The sequence below is a fragment of the Winogradskyella ouciana genome, assembly GCF_009709615.1.
GTDB lineage: Bacteria > Bacteroidota > Bacteroidia > Flavobacteriales > Flavobacteriaceae > Winogradskyella > Winogradskyella ouciana.
This window is the reverse complement of the sequence record NZ_WJYA01000005.1, coordinates 236,079-260,631: the sequence shown is the minus strand read 5'-3', so window position 1 is coordinate 260,631 and position 24,553 is coordinate 236,079. Positions and strand designations below refer to the sequence as shown.

Below are 24,553 nucleotides of genomic sequence, written 5' to 3'. Positions count from 1 at the left end.
ATCTATGAACACATTAAAGAGTATATGTATCATCGCAGTTATGACTTTGGTTTTTACATCATGTAAAAATGAGACTCAACCAGAAGTTAAGACTGTAGATGTAGAAGTTACTAATAAAGATGTTTCCAAAACCCTAGACCCTAATGCTACTTATGCCAAAGTAGAATTTAGTATTGATGGTATGACCTGCGCTATGGGTTGCGCAAAGACCATTGAGAAAAAGATGGCAAAAATGGAGGGAGTAAAATCTGCAAAAGTAGATTTTGATAAGCGTTTGGCTATGGTTGAGTTTGATGAGGCCAAAGTGACACCAAAATCCCTTGAAGATGCAGTGACTGGCGTTGCTGAAATTTACAAGGTGAAAGATTTAAAATTAGTAGATGATTTTGGAAAAGAGAAAACGTGTAAAGCGGACTGTAAAATGGAATGTTGTACAGGTGATGCAAAAAAAGATAAAGCTGCTTGCATGAAAGATTGTAAAAAAGCATGTTGTTCTGAAGAGAAGAAATCAGAATAAGATTATAATAGAAATATAATTTAGAAACGCTATCCAGTTGGGTAGCGTTTTTTTATTGTACCTGCAGTAAAACAAAAGCAATTAGTAAACATCCTATAGGAAGAAACCATAGCAGGAATATAGAAATTGACTTCGCTTTTAATTTAGCATTGAGAACATTCCTTTTTTTTCCATTATACCGCATCCAGTTCTTAAAGATTATAAATAAGGAAACGATACCCAGTAGTATCCAGAATTTAGTTGAAGCGATAGTTAAGACCCTCATCTGACTGGCAAAGGCCTTAAAAAAAGCAGCTAAAGCGAATAAAATAGAAAGCTCTAGCAAATTAATATACAATAATGCCAACGTAAGACTCCGTTTGCCTAAGGTCTTTTTGTAGTAGTTAAACACGGAAATATAGTAGTGATCTAACATAAGCTTATCTATAAATAAAAAGCCACACCTTAAACTCTTAAGATGTGGCTCAATATAAAATTATTTAATTTTAGTTGCCAGTAACAACAACATTATCTAAATGATATCTTGTCGTCGCACTAGGATCAGAACCTTCATAGAAGAATCCGATAACTGCGTTACCATCTACACAAGAAATATTGATAGGGCCAACAGTTTCAAAGTTACCAAAGGTACTTGCCGGACCAATAGGAATTGTTGCGTCTAAGATAGACCATGTTGCTGTTGTTGGGTCACCTGCATAATCTGTAGACACCCAGGCTGTTAAGTTAGTACCGTTATCAAAGTTAGCTTGTATATCAAAAGATAATTCTTCACCTGTAGTAGCATCCATGTTAATAGCAGGAGTAACCAACCATACATCAGCTTCGTCATTATCTGAGTTAAATGCAGAAATACGAGAATAGAAGTTACCACTAAAACTACTGATAAACCAATCCGTATCAGTACCACTGATATTGATATTATCCCATCCTTCAGAATCATAGGTTCCGAAACCTTCAAAGTCTTCCGCGAAAATTGCAGAACCTCCACCAGAAGCGCCTGTACATTCTAAAAAGTCTGGGTCGCAACGGTCTGTACTATCAAAGTTGATATCTTCTGGAGTGTTTACTACAACGTTAAATACTTCACCAAAGAAATCCTTAGTTAAAATAGCACTCATACTTCCTCTTCCAGAAGGTAGCGTCAGACCTTTAAAGTCTGCGAAGGTACTTGTACTAAAAATTACAGATGCAGAAGTTGCACAACTCTCTAAAGTACGTTCACCATCAAATTGATCTGATTCTTCTGATGCAAAAGATTGTGGGTTATCTCCAGTAGCCTGATTTCTGTTGAATTGCACATCTTGTAGCTGAATAAATAAATTTGTTTTATCGTCGCTAAAATCTGTAAAAGCTAAAGGAAGCGGGACTAAGTCCATCTTCTCTGCCGATCTAAAAATAACATCATTTTCTGATGCAGATGGCACTTTATCAACCTCATTTCCATTTAGCGCACCAAGAGTTAAAACACCATTTGTAATGCCGACAGCAAGACCATTTAATTTAACATAAACCTTTCTACCTTGCTCATAACGAACAAATAACGGATTTACATCAATCAATAATTTGATACCAATGGTTGGGTTTTCAAAATTATCTTGAATGATAATCTCCTCAAAGAAATTTCCACCTTCATCTGTTGAAACAACATAACCTTCCATAAACAAATCATTTTCATTAAATGTATAAGAATATGTGGTGTCTTCATCAGAATAGTCTAAAGAACTGTTCCCTTGCGCTTGAGCTAATTCACCAGCTAATGCACTAATTTGTACTTTAGCACTATCAGGAATATTAGGTTCGCTTATTGTTGTGTCTGGTGTGCTAAATTCGTCATCCTCAACACAGCCATTAAATACTACTAAGCCTATAAGTAATAGTATTATTTTGTTAATTTTTAAAGTTTTCATTTTTTGTATTTTATTTTGTTCTAACATAGCTTTTATTAAAATCTTACATAAACGTTAAAGTAATATGTCGTACCGTTACCGAAGAAATATCTAGGACCAAATATAGGGCCGTTTTCTCTTGACTTATCTTCACTGATACGTCTAAAGTTTGCTAAACGCGATTGCTCAAAACCACCGGTTTTATACTCTTGGTCAAATACATTATTTATGGTTGCAAAGAACCCTACAAAGTAATCATTTATTTTCCAAGATTTACCACCAAGGATGTTAACTAACATATAATCATCAAACTGCTCTTGCTTTAGTAACTCTTTAGCAAGGTCAGGATCATAATCGTTAAATGTGTTTCCATCAAAATCCGAGGTAAAGTTAGCTGATCTTGCCAAGTTGCTTACATCTAAATACGCATTAGAAAAGAAGTTACTTGTTACACCAACATTCCAAAAATCTGGATCTCTATATTCAAACCCTATTTGAAATGCACGTTCAGGTCCACCAGAAACATGATAGCCATCTAACTGTGTTGTACCATCACCAAAAGTAACTTGAGGATCAATATCACTTCTATTTAAGAAATCCACACTGGTTAAATATAAATTAGGATCGTTCTGAAAAGTAAACTGTCCAATAGAAGCAGCACCTTTTAATTTAATAGTTGGTGTTACTTGTGCTTCTATACCCAATTCTACACCAACATGTCTTCTTTCTATGTTGGTCATAATTTCCTGTACAAAAGCATCTCCTGTATCTACACCTAAACCAGCCAAATCTTCTGTGAAATAAAAACCGATGTCTGACCCATCTTTAAACCCTGAATAAAAACCAGTAACTCTAGCCTTTACTATTGGTGATCTAAATATATAACTAACATCTACAGATTGTATTTTTTCACTTTCTAAGCCAATCACTTTTGCATTAGATTGTCTTGCGTTACCAAAAGAATTTCTAATGCTTGGTGCCTTTGTAAAGTAACTAGCGTTAACATCAATTAAATGTTTACCCGTAACTTTATAGGTAAATCCACCTTTAATACCATAATTAGAGAAGTCTAATTTATCGCTTTCTCCAAACGAACCATCGTTGCCTCCACCTCGAAAGAAACCACTTTCATATAGACCAACTCTTTGATAAGTTGTTTGAGAAACATTTAGTCCAGCATAAAAATCTACTTTGTTATACTTAAATTGTGCTTGGGCAAATGCAGAAATAACATCAGCATGCATCTCATAATTATATTTATAACGATCACCTTCAGTAACAATTCTGTTAGGGTTTCTAACATCACTTTGAGCAAGATTTGCTGCTACCTCATCACTGATTGTTGAGTTGTCATCTTCCTCTGCAAAGAAGTCTACATCTAAATAGCCAGTTCCTCCAAGAAGATCTTCCATACGAGCAAAGTTTTCACTTTTTAAGTTTCTATAACTTACCGCTGCGTTTAATTTAATATTGTCGGTTAACTCCGCATCTAAAATAGAATTAAAAGTTAGCTGTTGATCTTTTACCACATCAGATTGTATAGCGTATAGTGAGTTGCCGCCATCAGCTCTAAGTGCTGCATTGGCTTCATACATTCTGTACCAATCCAACTGACCATCATTAATAAAAGCTTGCTGTGCTAAATAGGCTTGTTGATAATCATAAGCCGTAGGATTATCATCTTGTAAAAAGAAGCTAGGTAAATTTTGGTAATATTCTGGCGTTGGGTTTCTAGCTCCACCAATATAAGCGGTTTCACCGTTAAATTCCACCAGTCTTGTTCCACCATTATCAATTCTACTGTTGGCAATTTCTCCAAACTGATAAGCCACATTATTATTCAAGCGAACTTTATCTGAAATCTGCCAGTAATGATTAAGCATTAAAATAGGTTCATTGGTTTCTCGCATTCTAGCATTACGCTGTTCACCATTAAGCTCTCCCCAAAAAGGGTTGTACTCACGTCCTTTCAACTCAAATACTTCTTGCGTTATAGCTGTAGAACGACCACGTCTATTCTGAGCATAAATACCAGTAAAGTTTAAACTATGGTTTTCATTCAATTGCTTTTCAACTGCAACAAAAAGTGAGTTGGCATCGTAAAGTGTACCATCTCTAAAACCTTCTTCTCCATAACGTCGAGAACCTAAAACAGAATACGACCAACCTCCTTCTAAAAGGCCAGAACTATAACTCGCCATGACTCTGCCAGTATAACTACGGTTAGCTGATGCATACGAAATACGTCCGCCTCTTCTATATTTAGAAGCACGCATTATAATATTGTTTGTACCTGCTAAGTCACCAAAAGTGTAATCGTTAGGCGACATACCCATAGTAAACACACGGTTACGCTGTACGTCATTTAAACCTCCCCAATTTGCCCATTGTGGTCTTCCGTTAAATTGTTTGTTCATTTCTACACCATTGATAAGAACCTTACCATTGGCATTGTCTAAACCTCTAGGCCTAAAGAATGTGGCACTAAAGTCAAATGCTGCTGCATTAAGAAATACATCCCTTGAGGCTTGTAATAAACCAGAAATGTTGTCCGTAAGGCCATCATCTTCACTATTCAAATTGTCGTCTGAAATTGAAATAATGAAAAGGTCATCCTTATCACTTTGATCATAGTCTAATGTCATCCCGCTAATGTCAACAGTTTGTCCTTCGTTAACAATAATCGGGTAACGTTTTGTAACATAGCCTACTTTTTCCACCTTTAAGACTTGTTCGCCAAGAGGAACGTTTTGGGTAAAACTAAATTCACCTTTACCGTCCGTGTTTTGGGTTTGTCCGGTTTCTTCAATAGTAATTGTTACATCAGGAATTGGTTCTCCTGTCGTTCCGTCCAAAACACTTCCCTTAACAATAGTTTGCTGAGCAAAACCCGCTAATGAAAAGACAATTCCGAACAGAAAAATTAAAAAACTTTTTTTCATGCTTAATATTAAAATTGATTGTTAATAGGTTAAAAAATGGTTATTTAAGGGTTGCAAATGTACGTTATTTATAATAATTACATACTTTTGGCAAGCAATTTGCTTAGGATATAACGATTACATAATATAACCAAGATGAAATTTTTAAAATCCCTTCTAATTTTAACTGCTATTGTAAGTTTTACAAGCGTTTCTGCCCAAAAGGAAAAACGTTTTAAAATCCATACTGTAGCATTTTACAATTTAGAAAATCTATTTGACACTATCAATGATCCATTAAAATTTGACGAAAGAAGTCCGATAATGGAAATGAAAGCTAATCGTTCTGAAGTCTATAAACAAAAGATAAAGAACATGGCACGCGTAATTGCCAATATTGGTGCTGATAAAGCCAATAACGCACCTGCAGTAATTGGAGTTTGTGAAGTTGAGAACAGAAAAGTTCTAGAAGACCTAGTTAATGATCCCTTACTTTTAGGAAAAGATTACGGCATTATTCATTACGATGGTCCAGATGCAAGAAGTATTGATGTTGCTTTATTATATCAAAAGGCATTGTTTAAACCAGTCGATTCTAGTTCTCATGAATTATTGATTTACGATGATGCAACAAGAAAACGCGTTTATACTAGAGATCAGTTATTGGTAAAAGGTGAGCTAGATGGAGATTTAATTCATATTCTTGTTAGTCACTGGCCATCTCGAAGTGGAGGTGAAGCTCGCAGTCGATTTAAAAGAGTTGCTGCGGCTAGGTTGAACAAACGTTTAATAGATTCCTTACAGTCTGTTGATCCATATGCTAAGATTTTTACGATGGGTGATTTAAACGATGATCCAACAAACGAGAGTGTAAAAGAAGTTTTAAAAGCTAAGAAAGAAAAGAAGGATGTGCCATTAAAAGGGCTCTATAATCCTTATGAAAAAATGTTTACCGAAAAAGGTTGGGGAACTACGGCTTATAGAGATGCTTTAAGTTTATTTGACCAAATCATAATTTCACAGCCTTTACTTGAAGATGACTATTCGTCTTTCAGGTTCTGGAAAGCAGGTATTTATAACCCAGCGTATATGTTCAATAAGCGTGGACGTTACAAAGGCTATCCCTTAAGAAGTTTTGCCGATGGTGGTTTTACGGGTGGTTTTAGTGATCACTTCCCTGTTTATGTCTATCTCATTAAGGAAGTAGAAGAGAACGAAGATCAAGAGGAAGATTAATTACAAAGATTATATATTAAAAAGGCGCAAACTCAGTTTGCGCCTTTTTTATTAGTTGAACCAAAGATTCCAAGGTATCATATATAATACCAATGCTAAAGCTATAGTATAAAAAATAGCCACCACCTTAAATTTTGGTTTAGAAACAAGTTTTTTCTTATGTTTAGAATACCCAATGGTTACCAATGCAACCGCTATGAGCATGGTTACGGGATGTTCAATCGCTAATTTTCTAACCGCCTCGCTTTTCATCACTTCTCCAACCGTCATTTCATCAAAATAACCTTTAGTAAACCATAAAATTAGCCCTAATAAAAGTTGAATATGCATTGTAATTAACGTAAACAATGAAATTCTAAAATCCTTTGCGTCGAATTCCTTGTCACCAAAAAATTTGACTAAGGCATTTAAGGTTGCAAGTATTAATACGAGTAGAACTAAATAAGCCCAACCCGAATGTAAAAATTGTAAAGTCTCCATAATTGATAGTTGATTTATGAGGACAAAAATAAGGATTTGAAGATGAATGCGATTATTCTGAAATAGTAATTTTATGCTTTAACTCATTTCCCATTTCATCTACAACGGTAATCATATGCTCTCCTTCCGATGGTAAAACAGCCATATCGTGAATATCCTTTGTGGTTCCGATATATTTACTATCTACATACCAATACAGCTCTAACTCGGGTTTAGAATGTGCAACTTTCAGTACCAAGTCATTGGTGTTGCCATCAAAATCCTTAGGAAGGAAAATAGTACTTTGTTGATTGGGATAAATAAATTCCATTGAAATTCCTGAAGACTCAACACAGTCATTTCTATAAGGAGGAAGCGGTTTGTAAAATGGATTTTTATTCTGAAAATAATACGCTTGCAAAGGTGGTAATACAAACCAAGACGTGTTTTTAATTCTTGAAACAGCTTCACAAGATGAATTCACTTGAAATCGTTCCGAAGCATCTAAATGTACTAACTGATGAAACGGACACGGTGCAGTTTTTTGTCCGCTTTTTTGAATGTGTTGCAGTTCCGTATCATCACAAATTGAAGACGCTCTGTAGCCACTCTTTTTGCAAATGCTGACTTCTAACATTTCGTCATAAGGTTTTGCAAACCAATCACTTTTTGGTAGTACATCAAACACATCAAATAAAATAGGTGCCGCTGTTTGCACACCAACCAAACCTGGTCTTCCTTCACCGTCAGCATTGCCAACCCAAACACCAACCACGTAATCTTTAGTGGTCCCTATTGCCCAAGCATCCCTAAACCCGAAACTGGTTCCTGTTTTCCATGCAATCTCTTGGGACGAATCGTAGAATTCCCAACTCTCGTCGCTTTCTGGTCGGTTGACTTGATTCATACTTTCAAACGTGAGGTAAATGGAAGCCGCATCAAAAACGGTTTTTTCATTGGTTAGTTTTCCGAAGTTAATTTTCGATTCAGAATTATAAATGGGTTGAATAAACTCCTTTGTATAATACTGACTCGAATTATCATTAAAATGATTTAAAGTCGAAGCCATTGCAGCATAACTCTTGCACAAATCCCAAAGGTTACTTTCTGCACCTCCAAGAACTAGAGATAGTCCATAATGATTGGCATTGTATTTTAAATCTTTAAGTTGAAGTTGCTTCAAATAATGATAAAACCGATCCAATCCAAAACCTTGTAGCATTCTTACGGCAGGTACATTTAATGAGCGCGATAAAGCTTCATTGGCATGGACAGCACCATCATAAGACTGATTGAAATTTTCAGGTTGGTAGCTCCCAAACTGTGTTGGTACATCAGCCACTAAAGTGTTTGGCAGTAAATCGCCAGCATCAAGCATGGATGCATAAAGAAAGGGTTTTAAAATACTTCCTGTACTTCTGGGTTTATCAATAATATCTACACTTCTTTGATGCGTTCTGTCAGTTGGTGAATTACCGATGTATGTTAAAACTTCTCGTGTGTTGATATCTAAAACCAATACGGAAATATTATAAATTTCGTTTTGCTTTAACTGATTGTAATGTTGCTTTACAATAAAATTTGCCTGCTCTTGTAGCGATGATTTTACGGTTGTTTTAATCCGTTTACCTTTATGGATTTTAGCCACTTTTTGAAGCAAGTGCGGTGCAATTTGTGGTAGCGGATAGGGTTTTTGTGGTAAGCCTTCAGCAATGGACAAATCATAAGTGAGTTCATCAATTGTTCCGTTTTCGTAGAGTTTTTTCAATAGGCGATTGCGCTTATCCAATAATCGCTTTTGGTTTTTTCCGGGATAAATTAAGCTTGGTGCGTTGGGTAATACAGCCAGTGTGGCACTTTCGGCCCAAGATAAATTATGAGCACTACGATTAAAATATCTCCATGACGCAGCATCAATACCAACCACATTGCCACCAAACGGAGCATGGCTCGCATACAGGTTTAGGATTTCATCTTTTGATAATCTGAATTCCAATCGTGTGGCAAGAATGATCTCTTTAATTTTTTCAAGATATGTTCGCGATTGCCCTTTACGTGATAGGCGAATCACTTGTTGTGTAATGGTACTTCCACCGCGTTTTACTGAACCAGAACTCCAATTGTCTTTTAATGCTTTAAAAATGGAAACCGGATTGAAACCAGGATGCTTGTAAAAATATTCATCTTCAAACTGAAGAATACAGGTTTTGAATTTACCAGGAATACTATCACTCTCTGGGAATCTCCACTGTCCATCTTCAGCAATTAACGCACCCAATAATTCATTAGATTGACTTGTAATTACAGTTGCTGTAGGATCTTTAAATAACTGTTTTGGCAAACAGAAATAATACGCAACGAGAAGCACAAAAATCACTAAAGATTTTATTCTATTTCGCTTAATATATCTGATTAACCTATACATGGACTATACAAAAGTAGGTTTTATGGTCTTTTCGTCGAAAAGTTAAAACTATTACACTAACTTATCTATATATTTAAACGTGCAAAACCCTCGCTTAGATCTTAAATTACTTATAATTTTATGCTTTTCTTTTCTTTCAAAAGAGATGCAGGCGCAATTGGGTTTCTGCCAAGGCAACTCTGGTGATCCTATTTTTGTAGAAGATTTTGGTACGGGTTTACAAGATACAGCACTACCACCTGGCACTACAACTTACACGTATGCGAATGGGCAACCACCAGACGATGGTCTTTATACCGTAACAAGCAACACTAATTATTTTGATTGGTTTGATACTGATGACCATACACCAAACGATACCAATGGAAGAATGTTGATTGTAAATTCCAGTTTTAGCGCTGGTGAATTTTACAGGACAGAAATAACGGGTTTGTGCGAAAATACGACCTATGAATTTTCGTCATGGCTATTGAATTTAACTCCTGCAAACGGGTTCTGTGGTGCTGGTGCAATACCTGTTAATGTAAGGTTTGAAATTTGGGATAGTACGGATACCAATCTTTTAGCTTCTGGCAATACAGGAAACATAAATGGTACTCTGACACCCACCTGGGATCAATACGCTCTAGTGTTTCAAACTATACCTGGTCAGACTTCTATTATTTTGAAGATGATAAACAATAGTTCTGGTGGTTGCGGTAATGATGTAGCCATTGATGATATTGTGTTTAAAAGTTGCGGTGATACCATTTCGGTAGAAGATAGTAGTAATAGCGATAATATTACAACTTGTAGCACACAGCCATTTTCAGATACGATAACTGCAGTACCTGATAATGCGGTTTTCAGTTCACATTTTTACCAATGGCAAGTAAGTACTGATGGTAACACATGGACAGATATAGCTGGTGAAACTAATGCTTCTATTACGGTAGTTGGGATTGCTACCACTACGTATTATAGAGCTAAAGTTGCTGAATATCAGGCAAATTTGAATAACTCGGATTGTATAACCCTTTCTGATGTGTATCAAATTATCGTAAATCAAGCTCCACCACCTCCAACTATAGAATGTTGGGAAACTGCAACATTTGATGATGCCTCGTGTAGTTGGATAGTAACTGGAACACAACCAGCTGAACCATCTGATTTGGAGTGCTGGGAGACAACAATGTTTAATGATGTTACTTGTGCTTGGGAAGTTGCAGGCACGCAACCCTCACAACCTACAACAGAATGTTGGGAGACAGCAACATTTAACAATACGAGCTGTTCTTGGGAGGTTTCAGGCACACAACCTACACAACCATCTGTAGAATGTTGGGAAACAGCGACGTTTAATAATACAACCTGTTCATGGGAAGTTACAGGTACACAACCTGCCGAACCAACCGGATTAGAATGCTGGGAAACTTCAACTTTCAACAATACAATATGCGCATGGGAGGTTTCAGGTACACAACCAATGCAACCAACAACGGAATGTTGGGAAACAGCGATATTTAATGATTCAACTTGCTCCTGGGAAATTACTGGTACGCAACCAGAGGCACCGTCTAATTTAGAGTGTTGGGAAGATGCTACTTTTGATGACAACTCATGCAGCTGGGTAGTTTCTGGTACACAACCCGAAGAACCAACCGATCTAGAATGTTGGCAGACCACATCGTTTAATGAAGAAACTTGCGGGTGGGAAATTGAAGGTACGCAGCCGTTAGAATTTAGAGATGAATTTGTAACGCTTTGCGAAGATAATGACGTAATGCTTACCGCTACTTCAGATATTTCAGACCCACAATATCAGTGGGCTTCTGGTGAAATGTCCCAATCCATAACCATTGACGCTGAAGGTATTTATGAAGTTGAGGTAACTGATGGTTGTCTAACAGAAATCATAACGTTTACAGTCACGGAAATTGAAAATCCTATTATTGATAGTATAGTAACTGAGGGAAGTTCCATAATAGTCAACTTGGCTAATACAGGGAATTTTGAATATTCACTCGATGGTGTAGATTACCAGTTTAGTAATGTGTTTAACAATCAACCAAGTGGATTATATACCATTTATGTGAGGTCTAATGAATGCGATGTTGTGGTAACCCAAGAGCATTTTCATTTTTATATCCAGAAATTTATGACACCTAATGATGATGGTGTTAATGATTTCTTTTCTTTAAATATTACTCAATTTTTCTCTTCTACTGAAGTGTACATTTTTAATCGCTATGGAAAATTATTGTACTCGGCTTACAACACGGATATAAATTGGGATGGCACTTTTATAGGTAATGAGCTTCCAACCTCAGATTATTGGTATCGCATCGTTTTAGATGGACAAGTAATTAAAGGGCATTTTACTTTGAAGCGTTAGTCTAGTTTAAATTCATACTCACGTTCAACTTTACAAATTCTCACATTATACCAATTATACCATTGTTCGCGCCCTTTTTGTTGGGCAAATAAGTGTTCTGTGTTGGCTTTCCAATTTTTTATGGCTTTTAGACTCTCCCAATAGCTAACCGTTATTCCAACTTTATTTTTAGCAGATTCTATTCCTAAATAACCTTTTTGTTGTTTGGCCAAGGCTTCCATTTTTTCAGCCATTTTTGTGTAGCCTTTAGTGTCTTCTGTTTGTGTTGAGGTGAAAATTACGGCGTAGTATGGTTTGAAGTTTTTCATATTTTATTTCCCATGAAAACGGGAGTCTCTTAAATTAATATTTTTTGTCAGGTTGAGCGCAGTCGAAACCTATTTGAAGTTAATAAGTTTCAAAACCTTTCGATTGCGCTCAAGGTGACAATTATTTTACTTAGAACCTTTAGGTATCTCAAATTCTATTATTTTCTCTGTGATATTATCTTCAAAATCCGTCAAGATAAATTTAATAAAAACACGGTTTGTAGAAACACTCACAGGGAAATCTTTTACATTCTCTATGGTCTTAACATAAGACAACCAATCTTCACCACATTTATCAACGACTTCATCTTTTAAGTCCTTAGTGGCAGTTTCTATAAAGTCAATCCAGTCTTTTTCTGTATAAGTTGAGGTTTCAAAAGTGTTAGACTTTAATTGTTTTAGCGGCTTCCATTCGGTATCAAATTGTTTCCATTCGTTGCTGCTACAATTAGCATCAGCACTCATAAAAGAAAAACTATTTTCGTAACGTTGAAATAAACTGACTTGCTTATAGTCGTTATCAACTAAAACAATATTCTTCCCTTCTGGTGAATCGCTAACATCAACGTTGATTGTTGCCTTATCCTCATCTTTTAAATCATGGGTGCTTTTGTAATCACTGGTTGCTAGATTTTTGATTTCAACCTTAACGTCATCAAGATTTAATCGTATTGTTCTGGCAATTTTATTTAGCGATAAATACCCGTTGAACACATAACCAATATGGTTTCTGGTTTCTACCTTAACCCATTTTCCGCTAATTTTCTCTCCTCCATCGAGTACCACCAAATTTTTATCGGTTTCTTCTAATACACCAATAGCTTCGCCATAGGCTAATTTTGTTAGCATATTTCCGCTAACATCTGGTTGATCTCTTAGGGATAAACCACTTTCTGCTGCTACATAAGCTTCTTTTTGTTGTTGAGCAGTTAGTACTGCTAGATTGAATACGAATCCGATCGCTAAAATCATTTTTAAATAGTTCATAATTACTTGTTTTTAAGATTAAACATTTTAGCGGTTTATGTTTAGGATTCTTGTCTTCCGGACGACAAGTTTTAATTTGTTTATTAGTGTCATTGCGAGTCTGACTTTATTGTCAGCCGTAGCAATCTGTTTAATTTTAGTTCTCATTACAGAGAGATTGCCACATCATTCGTTCCTCATTCCTCGCAATGACAGTATCTTTTATGTTATTTCTCTACTGTAACCCATTTCCCTTTATTCCTCACCAAGTAATCATCATTATCGTACATAGCTTCGGCTTGTGCGCCAGGTAAATAATAGGTGCCTAAGTATGATGCATTCAACATTACAGTGAATGTTTTAGTACCATACTTTCCTTTTCTATTCATGTCAAAATAGAAGTTAACGCGATCATCTCTAATATCTGTATATCTGGCTTGGCTTACTGTGGTATCTCCAAAATCGGTAAATCTTGTATTCACAATATCCCAGCCAGATGGGAAAATTTGGGTCAATGCCACATCATTTACGTTATTACTGGTTAAGTTTGAAATGCTAACCGTTGCTACAAAATCCTGTCCTTGTTGCAACTTGGTCACATCAATCTTGTTGCCTTGTAAATCTTTATAGACTGTTGAAATGGACAATCCACGTTGTTCAGCCAATTCTTCTCCGAGTTTTAATTTTCCTGAATTGAGAATCCTTACGTAAACCAGATTATCTCTCTCATTGGTAATCGCAATTTGATTTGATTCTTCTTTTATAGGAATGTTGCGCTGTGCGATGCCATTTTTAGTATCAATGGTTTCTGTTTTACCATTGATGCTATAGGTCAGTTTTAAATCTTTACCACCATTTTGCATAATCAGTTTTCCCATGGCCAATAAACTATATGCTGTGGTTTGTGTACTCATCCAACGGTCACTAGATAATGATTTTGCAATGCTCTTTCCGAGTTCTACCTTTTCAGGATGATTGGTCAATAACATGGTTTCTAATGCCATAGCTCTATTTCTATGTAGTGAGCCATAAGTGTAAGCGTTGGATTGTGGTGGCTGAAAATCGATATTAGCCGTTTTTGAAATCGCTTCACTGGCTTCCTTTTGACCAGCCAATGCATAAGCCGCAGCCAATCTCCATTTAGCATCATTTGATATTTCATCAAACTCTCTCAATCGGTTCATACTTGCCAAATCCGGACTACCAGCTAAGGCCAAGGTATAGAGTCGATACGCTTGCGCTAAGTCGCTATGATACACGCGGTAACTCGGTCTCCAATTACGAGCTGCTTGTCTTTGATAAGCAATCCAATTACTTTTGAATGTTAGTGGTAAAACGAATCCTTTTTTCTCGGCTTCTATCATAAAATGTCCAGCGTAACTTGTTCCCCAATCATTGGCTGTATTTTCTCCCATCCAATAACCCAATCCGCCATCAGCATTTTGAAAACCTCCTAATCTTCTAATCCCATTTTCAATATTACGTTGTACTTCTTTTTTCTTTTTATCCGTTAGATCGAAAACCTCTGCCAAGAACAATTGTGGAAATACACCAGATGTGGTTTGTTCTACGCAACCATGAGGATAACGAATAAGGTAAGCCATACGTCTCGAAAAATCCATTGGTGGTAAGGTTGAAAACTCTACCGTTGCTGAATTTGTTCCAGGCTCTCCAAAGGTGTTAAAGCTAACGGTTTCTTTTGCATTGGCTTGTAGTTCGTTATCAATAACACGATAGGTCATTGGGTTCGGATTTTCAACATCAATCTCTACTTTGTAGGTTGATTTTTCGCCATTTCCTGTTGCAACAACTTCAATGGTATTGATGCCTTTTGCTTTGGTAACATCCAATTCAAAATAGACCATTTTTTCATCCGGTTTGCTGAATTGTAGTGATTGAGTTTTATTGCCTTTTACGGTGATTCCGTCACTGAGTTTTAATGATAGATTGACATTCTTAACCTTATTTTCCATAGCGAAAACGGTTACAGGAAGTGTTACTTTTTCGCCTGGACTCAACTTACGAGGTAAGGTTGCCAAAACCATGAGTGGTTTTTTAACCTGTACTGATTTTTCAGCACTACCATAAGCTTCTTTATTGTTATTGCCAGCGACAACCATAGCTCTAACAGCTCCAACATAGTTTGGCATTTTAAGCTGATGAGTTTTTGTTTGCCCTTCCTTCAACAAAAATGGCCCTAGATATGTCACAACGGGTTTAAACCGATTCGCTTTTTTGTTTTTGCCTTTAGCGGCAGCACCATCTCCACCAATGGCGAAGACTTGGTCTATACTGCCAGAGTAGGCTCCAATAACATCATCGAAAATATCCCAGGTTTTTACGCCTAAAGCTTCACGAGCGTAGAAACTATTCCAAGCGTTTGGTGTTTTAAATCGGGTTAAATCCAATAAACCTTCTTCCACAACAGCAATGGTATAGGTCATTGGTTTGTTGTTCTTTTCAGATACTTTTATTTCATAGGATTGTTCTGGTTTAATAGCATCTGGCATATTGATTTGTGGTTCTAACTTCGTTGCAGGATTTTCTACCATCATAGGAATGACGCCATACAAACGAATCGGTAAATCGTTGGACGTGATAGCGTGTGGCTGCAACAATGAAATATTGATGAACACGTTTGGTGCCATTTCGGCCGTGACAGGAATATCGACTGTGGTTTCACCTGGGCTTGTTTTTATCCATTGGTGTTGCAACACTTCAGTACCATTTTCAATGCTAACGAGTGCTCTACCTTCACTACCAGATGGGAACGTTAATTTTGCAGTGTCACCAACATTGTAGTTGTCTTTATCGGTTGAGAAGACCAACATTTTAGCGGCTTCCTTATCTCCCGCTGGCGAGTTGGACCACCAGTTTTTATAGAAATAAGCCGTACGACCAGTAGCGTGTCCACTCACAGGATCAACCACTCTGATTAAATAACGACCTCTGTCGTTTTCTGGAATGTTGACTTTAAAACTAGCTTTTCCATTGGTATCTGTATCGATTTCATATTGCTGAACAGGTCTGTGGTAATTGCTAGATACGTAACTTGATAGGTTATCGTAAGACGAATTCCACCACCATCGCCATTCAATTTTATAAACTTTGACTTCTAGTTTTTTTCGTTGAATGGGTTTGCCTTCAGCTGTAACCGTTGCGATATCAAAAGTGTGGTTTTCATTTGTAAAATAAGAACCATAACGACTCCCTTCTGGTGAACGCAAACCAACAAAACTCTCGTAAGGTGCGTAAGGCATTGTGAATGCGTCGAGTGAAAAATCACCACCATTCTCAAAAGCTCTTACCAAAAATTGAGCGGTTAACATGCCTGGTGCATTTTTGCCAATATTAAGCTTTGCATCTACTTTCGCATTTCCGTTCGCGTCTAAATAACCTTCAAAAACATTGGTTTCTTCGGTGTTGAATCGTTTTGTAGGGTCATTGAAAATATAGTTTTTGTACCCTTTAAAGCTTGTATTTGTGGTTGTGAATTTTGCTTTTATTTCAGCTTTTAGGTTCTTTGCTGGTGCACCATGTAACCAAGCCACATTAAGGTCGCCTTGTAATGGTTTGTTGTTAGTCAGCACATCATCTTCAAAATCAATTTTAATTTTTAGACGATTCGGTTTTACCGTTTCAATTTTTAAATTTTTCGTGAAATTAGCACCACCAACAGAAACTTTTGCATTGTAATTTCCGGTTTTGTAATCCGATGAGGTGGGTACTTTAAAATCATAGAAGTTGTTGATGTTATCCACAGAAACCTTTCTGTAAACGAGCTTCCCAACTGGGTCTGTGATTTCGAGTTTTACAGGATGGCGTTTTGGTAGTTCATTGGCTTTGTCATTCAGCACAAAAGTTAAAAACAAACTATCACCTGGTCGCCAAACTCCACGTTCTCCATAGATATAGCCTTTTAGGCCTCGTTGCAATCTGCTACCAGACACATCGAACTTACTTAGAGATAACGAATTACCGTCCAACAGTTTTACATAGCTCACATTTTTTCCTTTTGAAACAATAGCAAAAGCCGCACGTTTTTTCGCATCAATTTCTAAAATTCCGTCACCACTTGTGATGCCTTTTGCTAACTCTTGTTGCTGGTAATTGTACAAGGTGACTTTAGCGCCTGACTCTGGATTGGTAGACAAGATGTTGGTCACAGCAAAAAAGTAAGTGTTGTTATTACCTTGCTTTGCAATCACACCAAGATCTGAACCGATTAGGTTTGCAGCAACCGTTCTGTTACCATAGTTAAAATAGGATTCGGTACATGGATTGTCCCTGTCGCGATATCTGTAATTATTATTTCTGTAGCTATAGGTTAAATTATCCCAATAACGCTCTTCCCTTAATTCTTGCTCTTCTTCACTGATATCATTGGCAGCATAAAAATCCTCTTCGTAGTAATCATCATAATAGTCATCGTAATAATCGTCTTCTTCTACTTCAGTCGTTTCGGAATTAGACGTGCAATCGTATAGCGAATAATCGTGCTTAAAACTCAATTCTACTCTATAAATAGCACCAGGATCTGCAGTTAAATATTTAGATAAATCAATGCTGTAAGCTTTCCATTTGCCTGTATTTTGGGACTCATTTTGAATTAAGGTGATGGTTTCTTTTGCAATCCGACGGCCAACATGTTTTATGTGATATTCATTGTTACTATTGATGTTGTTTTCTTGCAGAAATTGCAATACGTTATCTTCATAGATTTTAATGATTCTTACATCGACTTTACTCAAGTTAACCGCTTCAAAATTGAATTTTAAATCTTTTGAATTTGGCAAAATAGAACCATTACTTATCAACCGTACTTGTGGTGTTAATTCTTCAAATGTTAGGGTTTGGGTAAATGCATTTTTGAGTTTGAAACCATCTGTGTTTTTGATTCCTGTGAAGACATCAACTTTTATATCTCCAACTAATTTGTTGTCTGGATAAACTTTTAAGACGTTGCCATCAACAATATACTTTGGATTTTTCACATTCTGAATGGTGACTAAGCCTGCAAAGTTCTGCTGCTTTTTTAGTGGGTCTGAAAAATTGATGGATAAATACTGCTCTGGATTTTGAATCACATTGGTTTCTACAATAGTAAAATTGTTCTTTCCTGGAATGTCGATAGAGTTTTTACCTTTATTATCTGCTTTTATGGCTTTGCCATTCCAAGACACATCAACCTTACTATCTTCAATATAGCGTTGAATGCTGTCTATTTTGAATTCGAAATATTTTGAACGTTCGTTATTTTCTAACCAAACAATATTTAGGTCATTTTTGTTTTGTGAAGCCGATACCAGTTTTTTGGCATCATTAAGTGAAATAACATCTGCGGACTGCAACACACCTGATACATATTGCCATTCTTTGCTATAGGATTGTAGGTTGTTGGTGATAATGTTGAAGCTAGGTTTTATGGTTTTAAACTGAAAGGTGTAATACTCAAAATCTTTGGGAATGTTGGTGTAAATATCATCTAGCTTAACGGTGACCGTATATTCTGTATTTGGCTCTAATGGTTCGTCTGGTGTAAATAAAAGGGTGTGTTTATTGAGGGGCTTTAAAGTTCCTTGCACATAAGGATGGATCTTTACCAGTTTGTCATCTAGCTCTTGCTCTGCCTCCCAAGTCTCTACTTTTTGTGCAAGATTAATCTTAATTGGCTCTTCAACAGATACACGTCCAGAAGTTGTATAACTGATATAATCTCTGTATTTAAAAATATTATCGGTTTCAACAGGTTTCTTTTTACAGGAAAAAATGATTGAGAAAAGGCATAGGAGGACAAGATGCTTTTTGATGTGCATGATGATGAATTTAAAGGTAAAACTTCGACTTAAAAAAGAGAGAGTAGGTGCTTTCTTGTTAAATATTTACGCCAGTTTTTAAACGTTTAGACTTTAGTCGAATGTTAAAGTGTTCACAAAAATTATTTCTCATAAATTCCAATTTCCAACTCACCCTTGTCATTCAGGGTTGCTCTATACATACCAGCGGTATTAAACTCAGCCACCATATTACCATTTTTATCTACAGCAACAATACCTCCATCACCACCTAAATCTTCAACTTTGTCCAATACAATTTTTGCAGCCTCTTTGAGGCTTAACCCTTTGTAATCCATGAGTGCCGAAATATCATGCGCCACTTGTGCTCTTATAAAATATTCACCCCAACCTGTACTCGATACAGCACAAGTTTCGTTGTTAGCGTATGTACCAGAACCAATAATCGGAGCATCACCAATTCTACCATAACGTTTGTTGGTCATACCTCCTGTTGAAGTTCCTGCGGCGAGATTTCCATTTTTATCTAATGCTGCACAACCAACCGTCCCGAATTTTGAATCTTTAATGGTTGGATCGTAAAATGCCGTTTTAGCATCATGGTCTAATTCTGTTTTTTCTCTGTCCTTAATGCGTTGTAAGGATTGAAATCTATTTTCAGTAAAGAAATAAGAGGGTTCTACAATGGCTAAGCCTTGTTCCTCAGCAAAGATTTCTGCACCTTTACCAGAAAGCATCACGTGTTCTGAATTATCCATAACAGCTCTGGCTAAATCAATGGGGTTTCTAACGGTTGTTGTGCCAGCCGAAGCTCCAGCGTTTAAGGTTTTTCCATCCATAATAGACGCATCGAGTTCATTGGTTTCTGCATTGGTGAACACTGCACCTTTGCCCGCATTAAAAAGTGGTGAATCTTCCATTACATTGATGGTTTTGGTAACTGCATCTAAGCTGGTTCCTCCGTTTTTCAGCACGTCGTAACCGACTCTAATGGCTTCTTCAAGCTTAGCTTTATAGGCGGCTTCTTTTTCAGGTGTCATGTTCTTTTTTAAAATTGTACCAGCTCCTCCATGGATAATGATGGCGAACTCTGGTTTTTCAGAGTTCATTTCGTTGGTTGTTTCTGCTTGCGCAGTCTCAATGGATGATTTTTCATTTTTACAAGCAAAGCAAAGAAATAATACGAGGATAAAAGGAATAAGTTTCTTCATGATTCAATATGATTTATAAGCGCTCTAAAGTTACATATTTTAAGAGAGTTGAGCTTCGACTAACTAACAAATTATTAGTAACTTCGCGTCAAAATTTAATAATTCATAAAATTTAAACATATATGGAAGCAGTAGCTACCGATTTCGGAATAAAAGAAGCACTTCAACAATTGGGTGTAAAAGATATAAATGAAGGATCTTCAACAGGGTCTAATAATTTTTCTAACGGAGAAATTATTGAATCTTATTCGCCTGTTGATGGTCAATTAATTGGAAAAGTAAAGTCAACAACTAGAGAAGACTATGACAAGGTGATGAATGTTGCTACTAAAGCATTTCTAACTTGGAGAGATGTACCGGCTCCGCAACGTGGTGAAATTGTACGTCAGTTTGGAAATAAATTAAGAGCGTTGAAAGAACCATTAGGCAAGTTAGTGTCTTATGAAATGGGAAAATCTTTGCAAGAAGGTTATGGTGAAGTTCAGGAAATGATAGATATCTGTGATTTTGCTGTTGGATTATCAAGACAATTAAACGGACAAACAATTCCGTCTGAACGTCCAGGGCACGTTATGCGTGAGCAATGGCACCCACTTGGTGTTGTTGGTATTATATCGGCATTTAATTTTCCTGTGGCTGTTTGGGCATGGAATACGGCATTAGCATGGGTTTGTGGTGATGTTTGCGTGTGGAAAGCTTCTGAAAAAACTCCATTATGCGCAGTAGCTTGTCAAAATATTATTGCTGAAGTTTTAAAAGATAACAATATGCCAGAAGGTATTTCTTGCATTATCAATGGAGATTATAAAGTAGGTGAATTTATGACCACGGATTCTAGAATTCCTTTAGTTTCAGCTACTGGGTCTACTAGAATGGGACGCATTGTTGGTAAGACTGTTGCTGAACGTTTTGGAAAATCGTTGTTGGAATTAGGAGGAAATAACGCCATCATCATCACACCAACTGCTGATTTAAAAGTGGTGGTTCCTGGTGCTGTTTTTGGTGCTGTTGGAACTTGTGGACAACGTTGCACATCAACCAGACGATTAATTATTCACGAATCAGTTTACGATAAAGTTAAAGATGCCATCGTTGGAGCTTATAAGCAATTAACGATAGGAAATCCTCTTGATGAGAAAAACCACATAGGACCATTAATCGATAAAGATGCCGTTGACACGTATTTAACTGCGATTGAAAAAGCAAAAGCTGAAGGCGGTAACGTATTGGTTGAGGGTGGTATATTAGAAGGTGAAGGTTATGAAAGTGGTTGCTATGTAAAACCAGCAATTATTGAAGCTGAAAATGATTTTGAAATTGTACAGCACGAAACATTTGCACCAGTTTTATACCTAATGAAATATTCTGGTGATGTTGAAAATGCCATTGCAAAACAAAACGGTGTTGCTCAAGGGTTATCTTCAGCTATTATGACAAACGAAATGAAAGAAGCAGAAAAATTCTTGTCTTACGCTGGTTCTGATTGTGGAATTGCAAATGTAAACATAGGAACTTCAGGAGCTGAAATTGGAGGAGCTTTTGGTGGTGAGAAAGAAACAGGTGGAGGACGTGAGTCTGGATCTGATGCTTGGAAAGTGTATATGAGAAGACAGACAAATACTGTAAACTATTCAGATGAGTTGCCATTAGCGCAAGGCATTAAGTTTGATTTGTAGGGCATTGGTTTAATAAAAGTGATTTAAGACCGTTTCATAATGAAAGGGTCTTTTTTTTTAGGCATAATCATTGTTGCAATTAAACCATAAAGCCCTTACTTAGTCTAATTTACATGAATCAAAAAGAACTTCAGCATCTATACTGGCGTGCAGGTTTCGGGATGCTGCCAAAAGTGTATACTGCGAATTCTAAGAGCAGAAAGGATGTTGTGGATGCACTTTTTGTAAATTCTAAGGCCATTTCTCCCATACATATAGACCTGTCTTATCTCGATGGGATCAATCCTATGGATTTTAAAAAATATCCATCCTTAGCCAAAGAAATCAATGAAAAAAACATCAAGTCTATACTAGAACTTAATTATAAATGGATTGAACAGTTAATACAACCAAAAGAGGTACTAAGAGAACGCATGACTTTGTTTTGGGCTAACCATTTTGTGTGTAGAGATCGAAACCCTAAATATGCACAGCAATACAATAATACGTTGAGATATTATGCCTTGGGTGATTTTAGAGCCTTTGTAAAAGCGATTTCTAAAGAAGCTGCCATGCTGAGGTATTTAAACGGAAAACAAAACAGAAAGCATAAACCCAACGAAAATTTTGCACGTGAGTTGATGGAATTGTTTACTCTAGGTGAAGGACAATATTCCGAAAAAGATATTAAGGAAAGTGCAAGGGCATTTACAGGTTATAATCATGATTTTGAAGGGAATTTTAGACTTAGAGAGTTTCAGCATGACAATGAATCCAAAACATTTTTAGGCCATATAGGTAAGTTTGATGGTGACGATATAATCGATATTATATTGGAAAACAAACAATGTGCACTATTCATCTCAGATAAAATCTATCGCTATTTTGTAAATCCAGTACCCAATAAAAACCATATTGAAGCTATGGCAGATGTGTTTTTTAAGGATTATAATATCGAAAACCTAATACGCTTCGTATTTATGTCAGACTGGTTTTATGATGAAGTAAATATAGGAGCGAAAATAAAATCACCAATTGAGTTTTTGGTAGGTATGGCAAATACCATTCCTGTTGAATTTGAGAATAAAAAAGATCTTATAAAAATTCAAAAACTTCTCGGGCAAACCTTATTGGATCCGCCAAACGTAGCAGGATGGAAAGGCGATAAGGCATGGATAGATGCTAATACTATTATGGTTAGGTTAAAACTAGCATCGTTGTTGTTTAACAATGCTGTTATTTCACTAAAAGAGCATGGTGATTTCAATGACAGTTTTAGAGAGAAATACTTTAAGCGAAGCAAAGATAAATTGCCTTTTAAGACTTTGCCAAACTGGGAAGCTTTCTTGGACAATTTCAACTCTATTGAAACAGAAAACCTACATGAATATATCATTCAAGGCAACTTAAATAAAGGCACGGCTGATTATCTAGAATCGCTAAGCAAAAAATCGAAACAAGATTATTGCATTCAGTTAATGTCATTACCAGAATACCAAATGTGTTAGTTATGGATAGAAGAAAATTTATAAAAGATTCAGCATTGGCGAGCAGCTTGTTCTTTGTGCCAAGTTTTGTAAAGGCCTTTGAGTCTGTAGCTGCCGCACAATTGGGTTACAAACGATTGGTTATTGTTCAGCTTGCTGGTGGTAACGACGGATTAAATACTATTATTCCACACAATAACGATATTTATTACAATGCCAGACCACGCTTAGCTATAACAAAAGACATCATAAAGCTGAATGATGATTTAGGCTTTCACTCGAGTTTATCACCATTAAGAGCGCTGTACGACAATGGTGAACTATCCATTTTAAATAACGTAGGTTACCCAAATCCTGTGCGTTCTCATTTTAGATCCATGGATATTTGGCAAACAGCCAGTGATTCTGACGAGTATTTGCAGAGTGGTTGGCTGGGACGTTATCTCGATGCGCATGGTAAAAAACCATACAACGCCATTGAAATGGACGAGCAATTAAGTCTAGCAATGAAAGGCGAGCATTTTAATGGTATTGCCACAAATGATTATAAAGTTTTATACAGAACGGCTAAAGACCCTTATTTTAAGAATGTGCTTAACCATTACAACGATGCGCATTTAAGTGAACACAATTTGGGTTATCTCTACCAAACTTTGATAGAGGCCAAATCTTCTGCCAAGTATATTTACGAAAACACCAAAGTGAGGTTGTCTCAACAAGAGTATCCTCAGAATAAATTTGCCAAACAACTTAAAAATGTGGCACAGTTTATCAACTCTGGTTTAGAAACCAAAGTGTTCTATACTTCGTTAGGCGGCTTTGATACGCACGCCAATCAGCAAAATAAACAAGCAAGGCTATTAAAACAATATGCAGAAAGCGTCTCGGCCTTTGTAAAGGACTTAAAACAAAACGGAACTTTTAATGACACATTGATTTTAACCTTTTCTGAATTTGGAAGGCGTGTTAAACAAAACGCAGCAAATGGTACAGACCACGGAGCCGCTAATAATGTGTTTATCATAGGCAAGAATCTAAAAAAGGCAGGATTCTACAATAGCTTGGCAAGCCTCAGTGATTTAGATACAAATGGGGATTTAAAATATGAAATTGACTTTAGATCAGTTTATGCAACCGTATTGTCTAAATGGATGAATGTTTCTACGGAAGGAATTATCAATTCAAAACAAAAAACCTTAAACTTTATTTAAACAAAAAAACCTCGTTTCAGTTTTTGCATTTGCAATAGTGAAACAAGGTTATATAATTGATTAATAGCATATCAAAGATGCAAGATATTTTGCTTTGTCCTT

The 24,553-nt window shown here is 36.5% G+C and carries 14 protein-coding genes; 6 read left to right on the top strand and 8 right to left on the bottom strand.

Annotated elements, in window-relative coordinates:
- Positions 1-4: 4 nt before the first annotated feature.
- Positions 5-517 (top strand): cation transporter, encoded by a 513-nt coding sequence (locus tag F1003_RS08725; RefSeq protein WP_155088983.1) that lies wholly within the window; start codon positions 5-7, stop codon positions 515-517.
- 485 nt (positions 518-1,002) lie between these two features.
- On the opposite strand, the gene F1003_RS08720 is transcribed toward F1003_RS08725, so the two are convergent.
- Positions 1,003-2,424, bottom strand: a complete 1,422-nt coding sequence (locus F1003_RS08720) for a DUF5689 domain-containing protein (RefSeq protein WP_155088981.1) — start codon at positions 2,422-2,424, stop codon at positions 1,003-1,005.
- Between the two features lie 35 nt (positions 2,425-2,459).
- The gene (locus tag F1003_RS08715; protein ID WP_155088979.1) at positions 2,460-5,345 is read right to left on the bottom strand and encodes a TonB-dependent receptor; all 2,886 of its coding nucleotides are present in this window, start codon (positions 5,343-5,345) and stop codon (positions 2,460-2,462) included.
- Positions 5,346-5,480: 135 nt separating this feature from the next.
- Here F1003_RS08715 and F1003_RS08710 point away from each other — a divergent pair, with 135 nt between their 5' ends.
- Positions 5,481-6,560: an endonuclease/exonuclease/phosphatase family protein gene (locus F1003_RS08710; RefSeq protein WP_155088977.1), complete on the top strand. Its 1,080-nt coding sequence runs from the start codon at positions 5,481-5,483 to the stop codon at positions 6,558-6,560.
- Between the two features lie 51 nt (positions 6,561-6,611).
- On the opposite strand, the gene F1003_RS08705 is transcribed toward F1003_RS08710, so the two are convergent.
- Complete coding sequence (locus F1003_RS08705) at positions 6,612-7,043, bottom strand: hypothetical protein (protein WP_162306952.1); 432 nt, start codon at positions 7,041-7,043, stop codon at positions 6,612-6,614.
- A 49-nt stretch (positions 7,044-7,092) separates the two neighbouring features.
- Complete coding sequence (pbpC, locus tag F1003_RS08700; RefSeq protein WP_155088974.1) at positions 7,093-9,444, bottom strand: penicillin-binding protein 1C; 2,352 nt, start codon at positions 9,442-9,444, stop codon at positions 7,093-7,095.
- 145 nt (positions 9,445-9,589) lie between these two features.
- Between pbpC and F1003_RS08695 the strand changes: the two genes are divergently transcribed.
- Entirely contained in the window at positions 9,590-11,818 is a 2,229-nt protein-coding gene (locus F1003_RS08695) for a T9SS type B sorting domain-containing protein (RefSeq protein ID WP_155088972.1), read from the top strand.
- On the opposite strand, the gene F1003_RS08690 is transcribed toward F1003_RS08695, so the two are convergent.
- From F1003_RS08690 to F1003_RS08675, 4 genes are all read right to left on the bottom strand, one after another.
- Positions 11,815-12,126, bottom strand: a complete 312-nt coding sequence (locus F1003_RS08690) for an antibiotic biosynthesis monooxygenase family protein (protein ID WP_155088970.1) — start codon at positions 12,124-12,126, stop codon at positions 11,815-11,817. The genes F1003_RS08695 and F1003_RS08690 overlap by 4 nt on opposite strands.
- Before the next feature lie 126 nt (positions 12,127-12,252).
- Positions 12,253-13,113, bottom strand: a complete 861-nt coding sequence (locus F1003_RS08685) for an SH3 domain-containing protein (RefSeq protein WP_155088968.1) — start codon at positions 13,111-13,113, stop codon at positions 12,253-12,255.
- A gap of 206 nt (positions 13,114-13,319) precedes the next feature.
- A complete protein-coding gene (locus F1003_RS08680; protein ID WP_155088966.1) occupies positions 13,320-18,908 on the bottom strand; it encodes an alpha-2-macroglobulin family protein in 5,589 nt (1,862 codons plus the stop codon).
- 122 nt (positions 18,909-19,030) lie between these two features.
- Positions 19,031-20,098 carry an isoaspartyl peptidase/L-asparaginase family protein gene (locus F1003_RS08675; RefSeq protein ID WP_155088964.1) on the bottom strand — a complete coding sequence of 356 codons (1,068 nt, stop codon included), beginning with the start codon at positions 20,096-20,098 and terminating at the stop codon, positions 19,031-19,033.
- A gap of 122 nt (positions 20,099-20,220) precedes the next feature.
- On the opposite strand from F1003_RS08675, the gene amaB reads away from it, so the two are divergent.
- The 3 genes from amaB to F1003_RS08660 all read left to right on the top strand — a co-directional run bounded on the left by amaB (position 20,221) and on the right by F1003_RS08660 (position 24,451).
- A complete protein-coding gene (amaB, locus tag F1003_RS08670) occupies positions 20,221-21,774 on the top strand; it encodes an L-piperidine-6-carboxylate dehydrogenase (RefSeq protein WP_155088962.1) in 1,554 nt (517 codons plus the stop codon).
- 113 nt (positions 21,775-21,887) lie between these two features.
- Complete coding sequence (locus F1003_RS08665) at positions 21,888-23,261, top strand: DUF1800 domain-containing protein (RefSeq protein WP_155088959.1); 1,374 nt, start codon at positions 21,888-21,890, stop codon at positions 23,259-23,261.
- 2 nt (positions 23,262-23,263) lie between these two features.
- The gene (locus F1003_RS08660; protein WP_155088957.1) at positions 23,264-24,451 is read left to right on the top strand and encodes a DUF1501 domain-containing protein; all 1,188 of its coding nucleotides are present in this window, start codon (positions 23,264-23,266) and stop codon (positions 24,449-24,451) included.
- Positions 24,452-24,553 lie beyond the last annotated feature (102 nt).

Bases quoted from the DNA above. Each gene is read 5' to 3' on its own strand.
- F1003_RS08725 (WP_155088983.1), top strand. From the start codon at position 5: ATGAACACATTAAAGAGTATATGTATCATCGCAGTTATGACTTTGGTT.
- F1003_RS08720 (WP_155088981.1), bottom strand. From the start codon at position 2,424: ATGAAAACTTTAAAAATTAACAAAATAATACTATTACTTATAGGCTTA.
- F1003_RS08715 (WP_155088979.1), bottom strand. From the start codon at position 5,345: ATGAAAAAAAGTTTTTTAATTTTTCTGTTCGGAATTGTCTTTTCATTA.
- F1003_RS08710 (WP_155088977.1), top strand. From the start codon at position 5,481: ATGAAATTTTTAAAATCCCTTCTAATTTTAACTGCTATTGTAAGTTTT.
- pbpC (WP_155088974.1), bottom strand. From the start codon at position 9,444: ATGTATAGGTTAATCAGATATATTAAGCGAAATAGAATAAAATCTTTA.
- F1003_RS08695 (WP_155088972.1), top strand. From the start codon at position 9,590: ATGCAGGCGCAATTGGGTTTCTGCCAAGGCAACTCTGGTGATCCTATT.
- F1003_RS08690 (WP_155088970.1), bottom strand. From the start codon at position 12,126: ATGAAAAACTTCAAACCATACTACGCCGTAATTTTCACCTCAACACAA.
- F1003_RS08685 (WP_155088968.1), bottom strand. From the start codon at position 13,113: ATGAACTATTTAAAAATGATTTTAGCGATCGGATTCGTATTCAATCTA.
- F1003_RS08680 (WP_155088966.1), bottom strand. From the start codon at position 18,908: ATGCACATCAAAAAGCATCTTGTCCTCCTATGCCTTTTCTCAATCATT.
- F1003_RS08675 (WP_155088964.1), bottom strand. From the start codon at position 20,098: ATGAAGAAACTTATTCCTTTTATCCTCGTATTATTTCTTTGCTTTGCT.
- amaB (WP_155088962.1), top strand. From the start codon at position 20,221: ATGGAAGCAGTAGCTACCGATTTCGGAATAAAAGAAGCACTTCAACAA.
- F1003_RS08665 (WP_155088959.1), top strand. From the start codon at position 21,888: ATGAATCAAAAAGAACTTCAGCATCTATACTGGCGTGCAGGTTTCGGG.
- F1003_RS08660 (WP_155088957.1), top strand. From the start codon at position 23,264: ATGGATAGAAGAAAATTTATAAAAGATTCAGCATTGGCGAGCAGCTTG.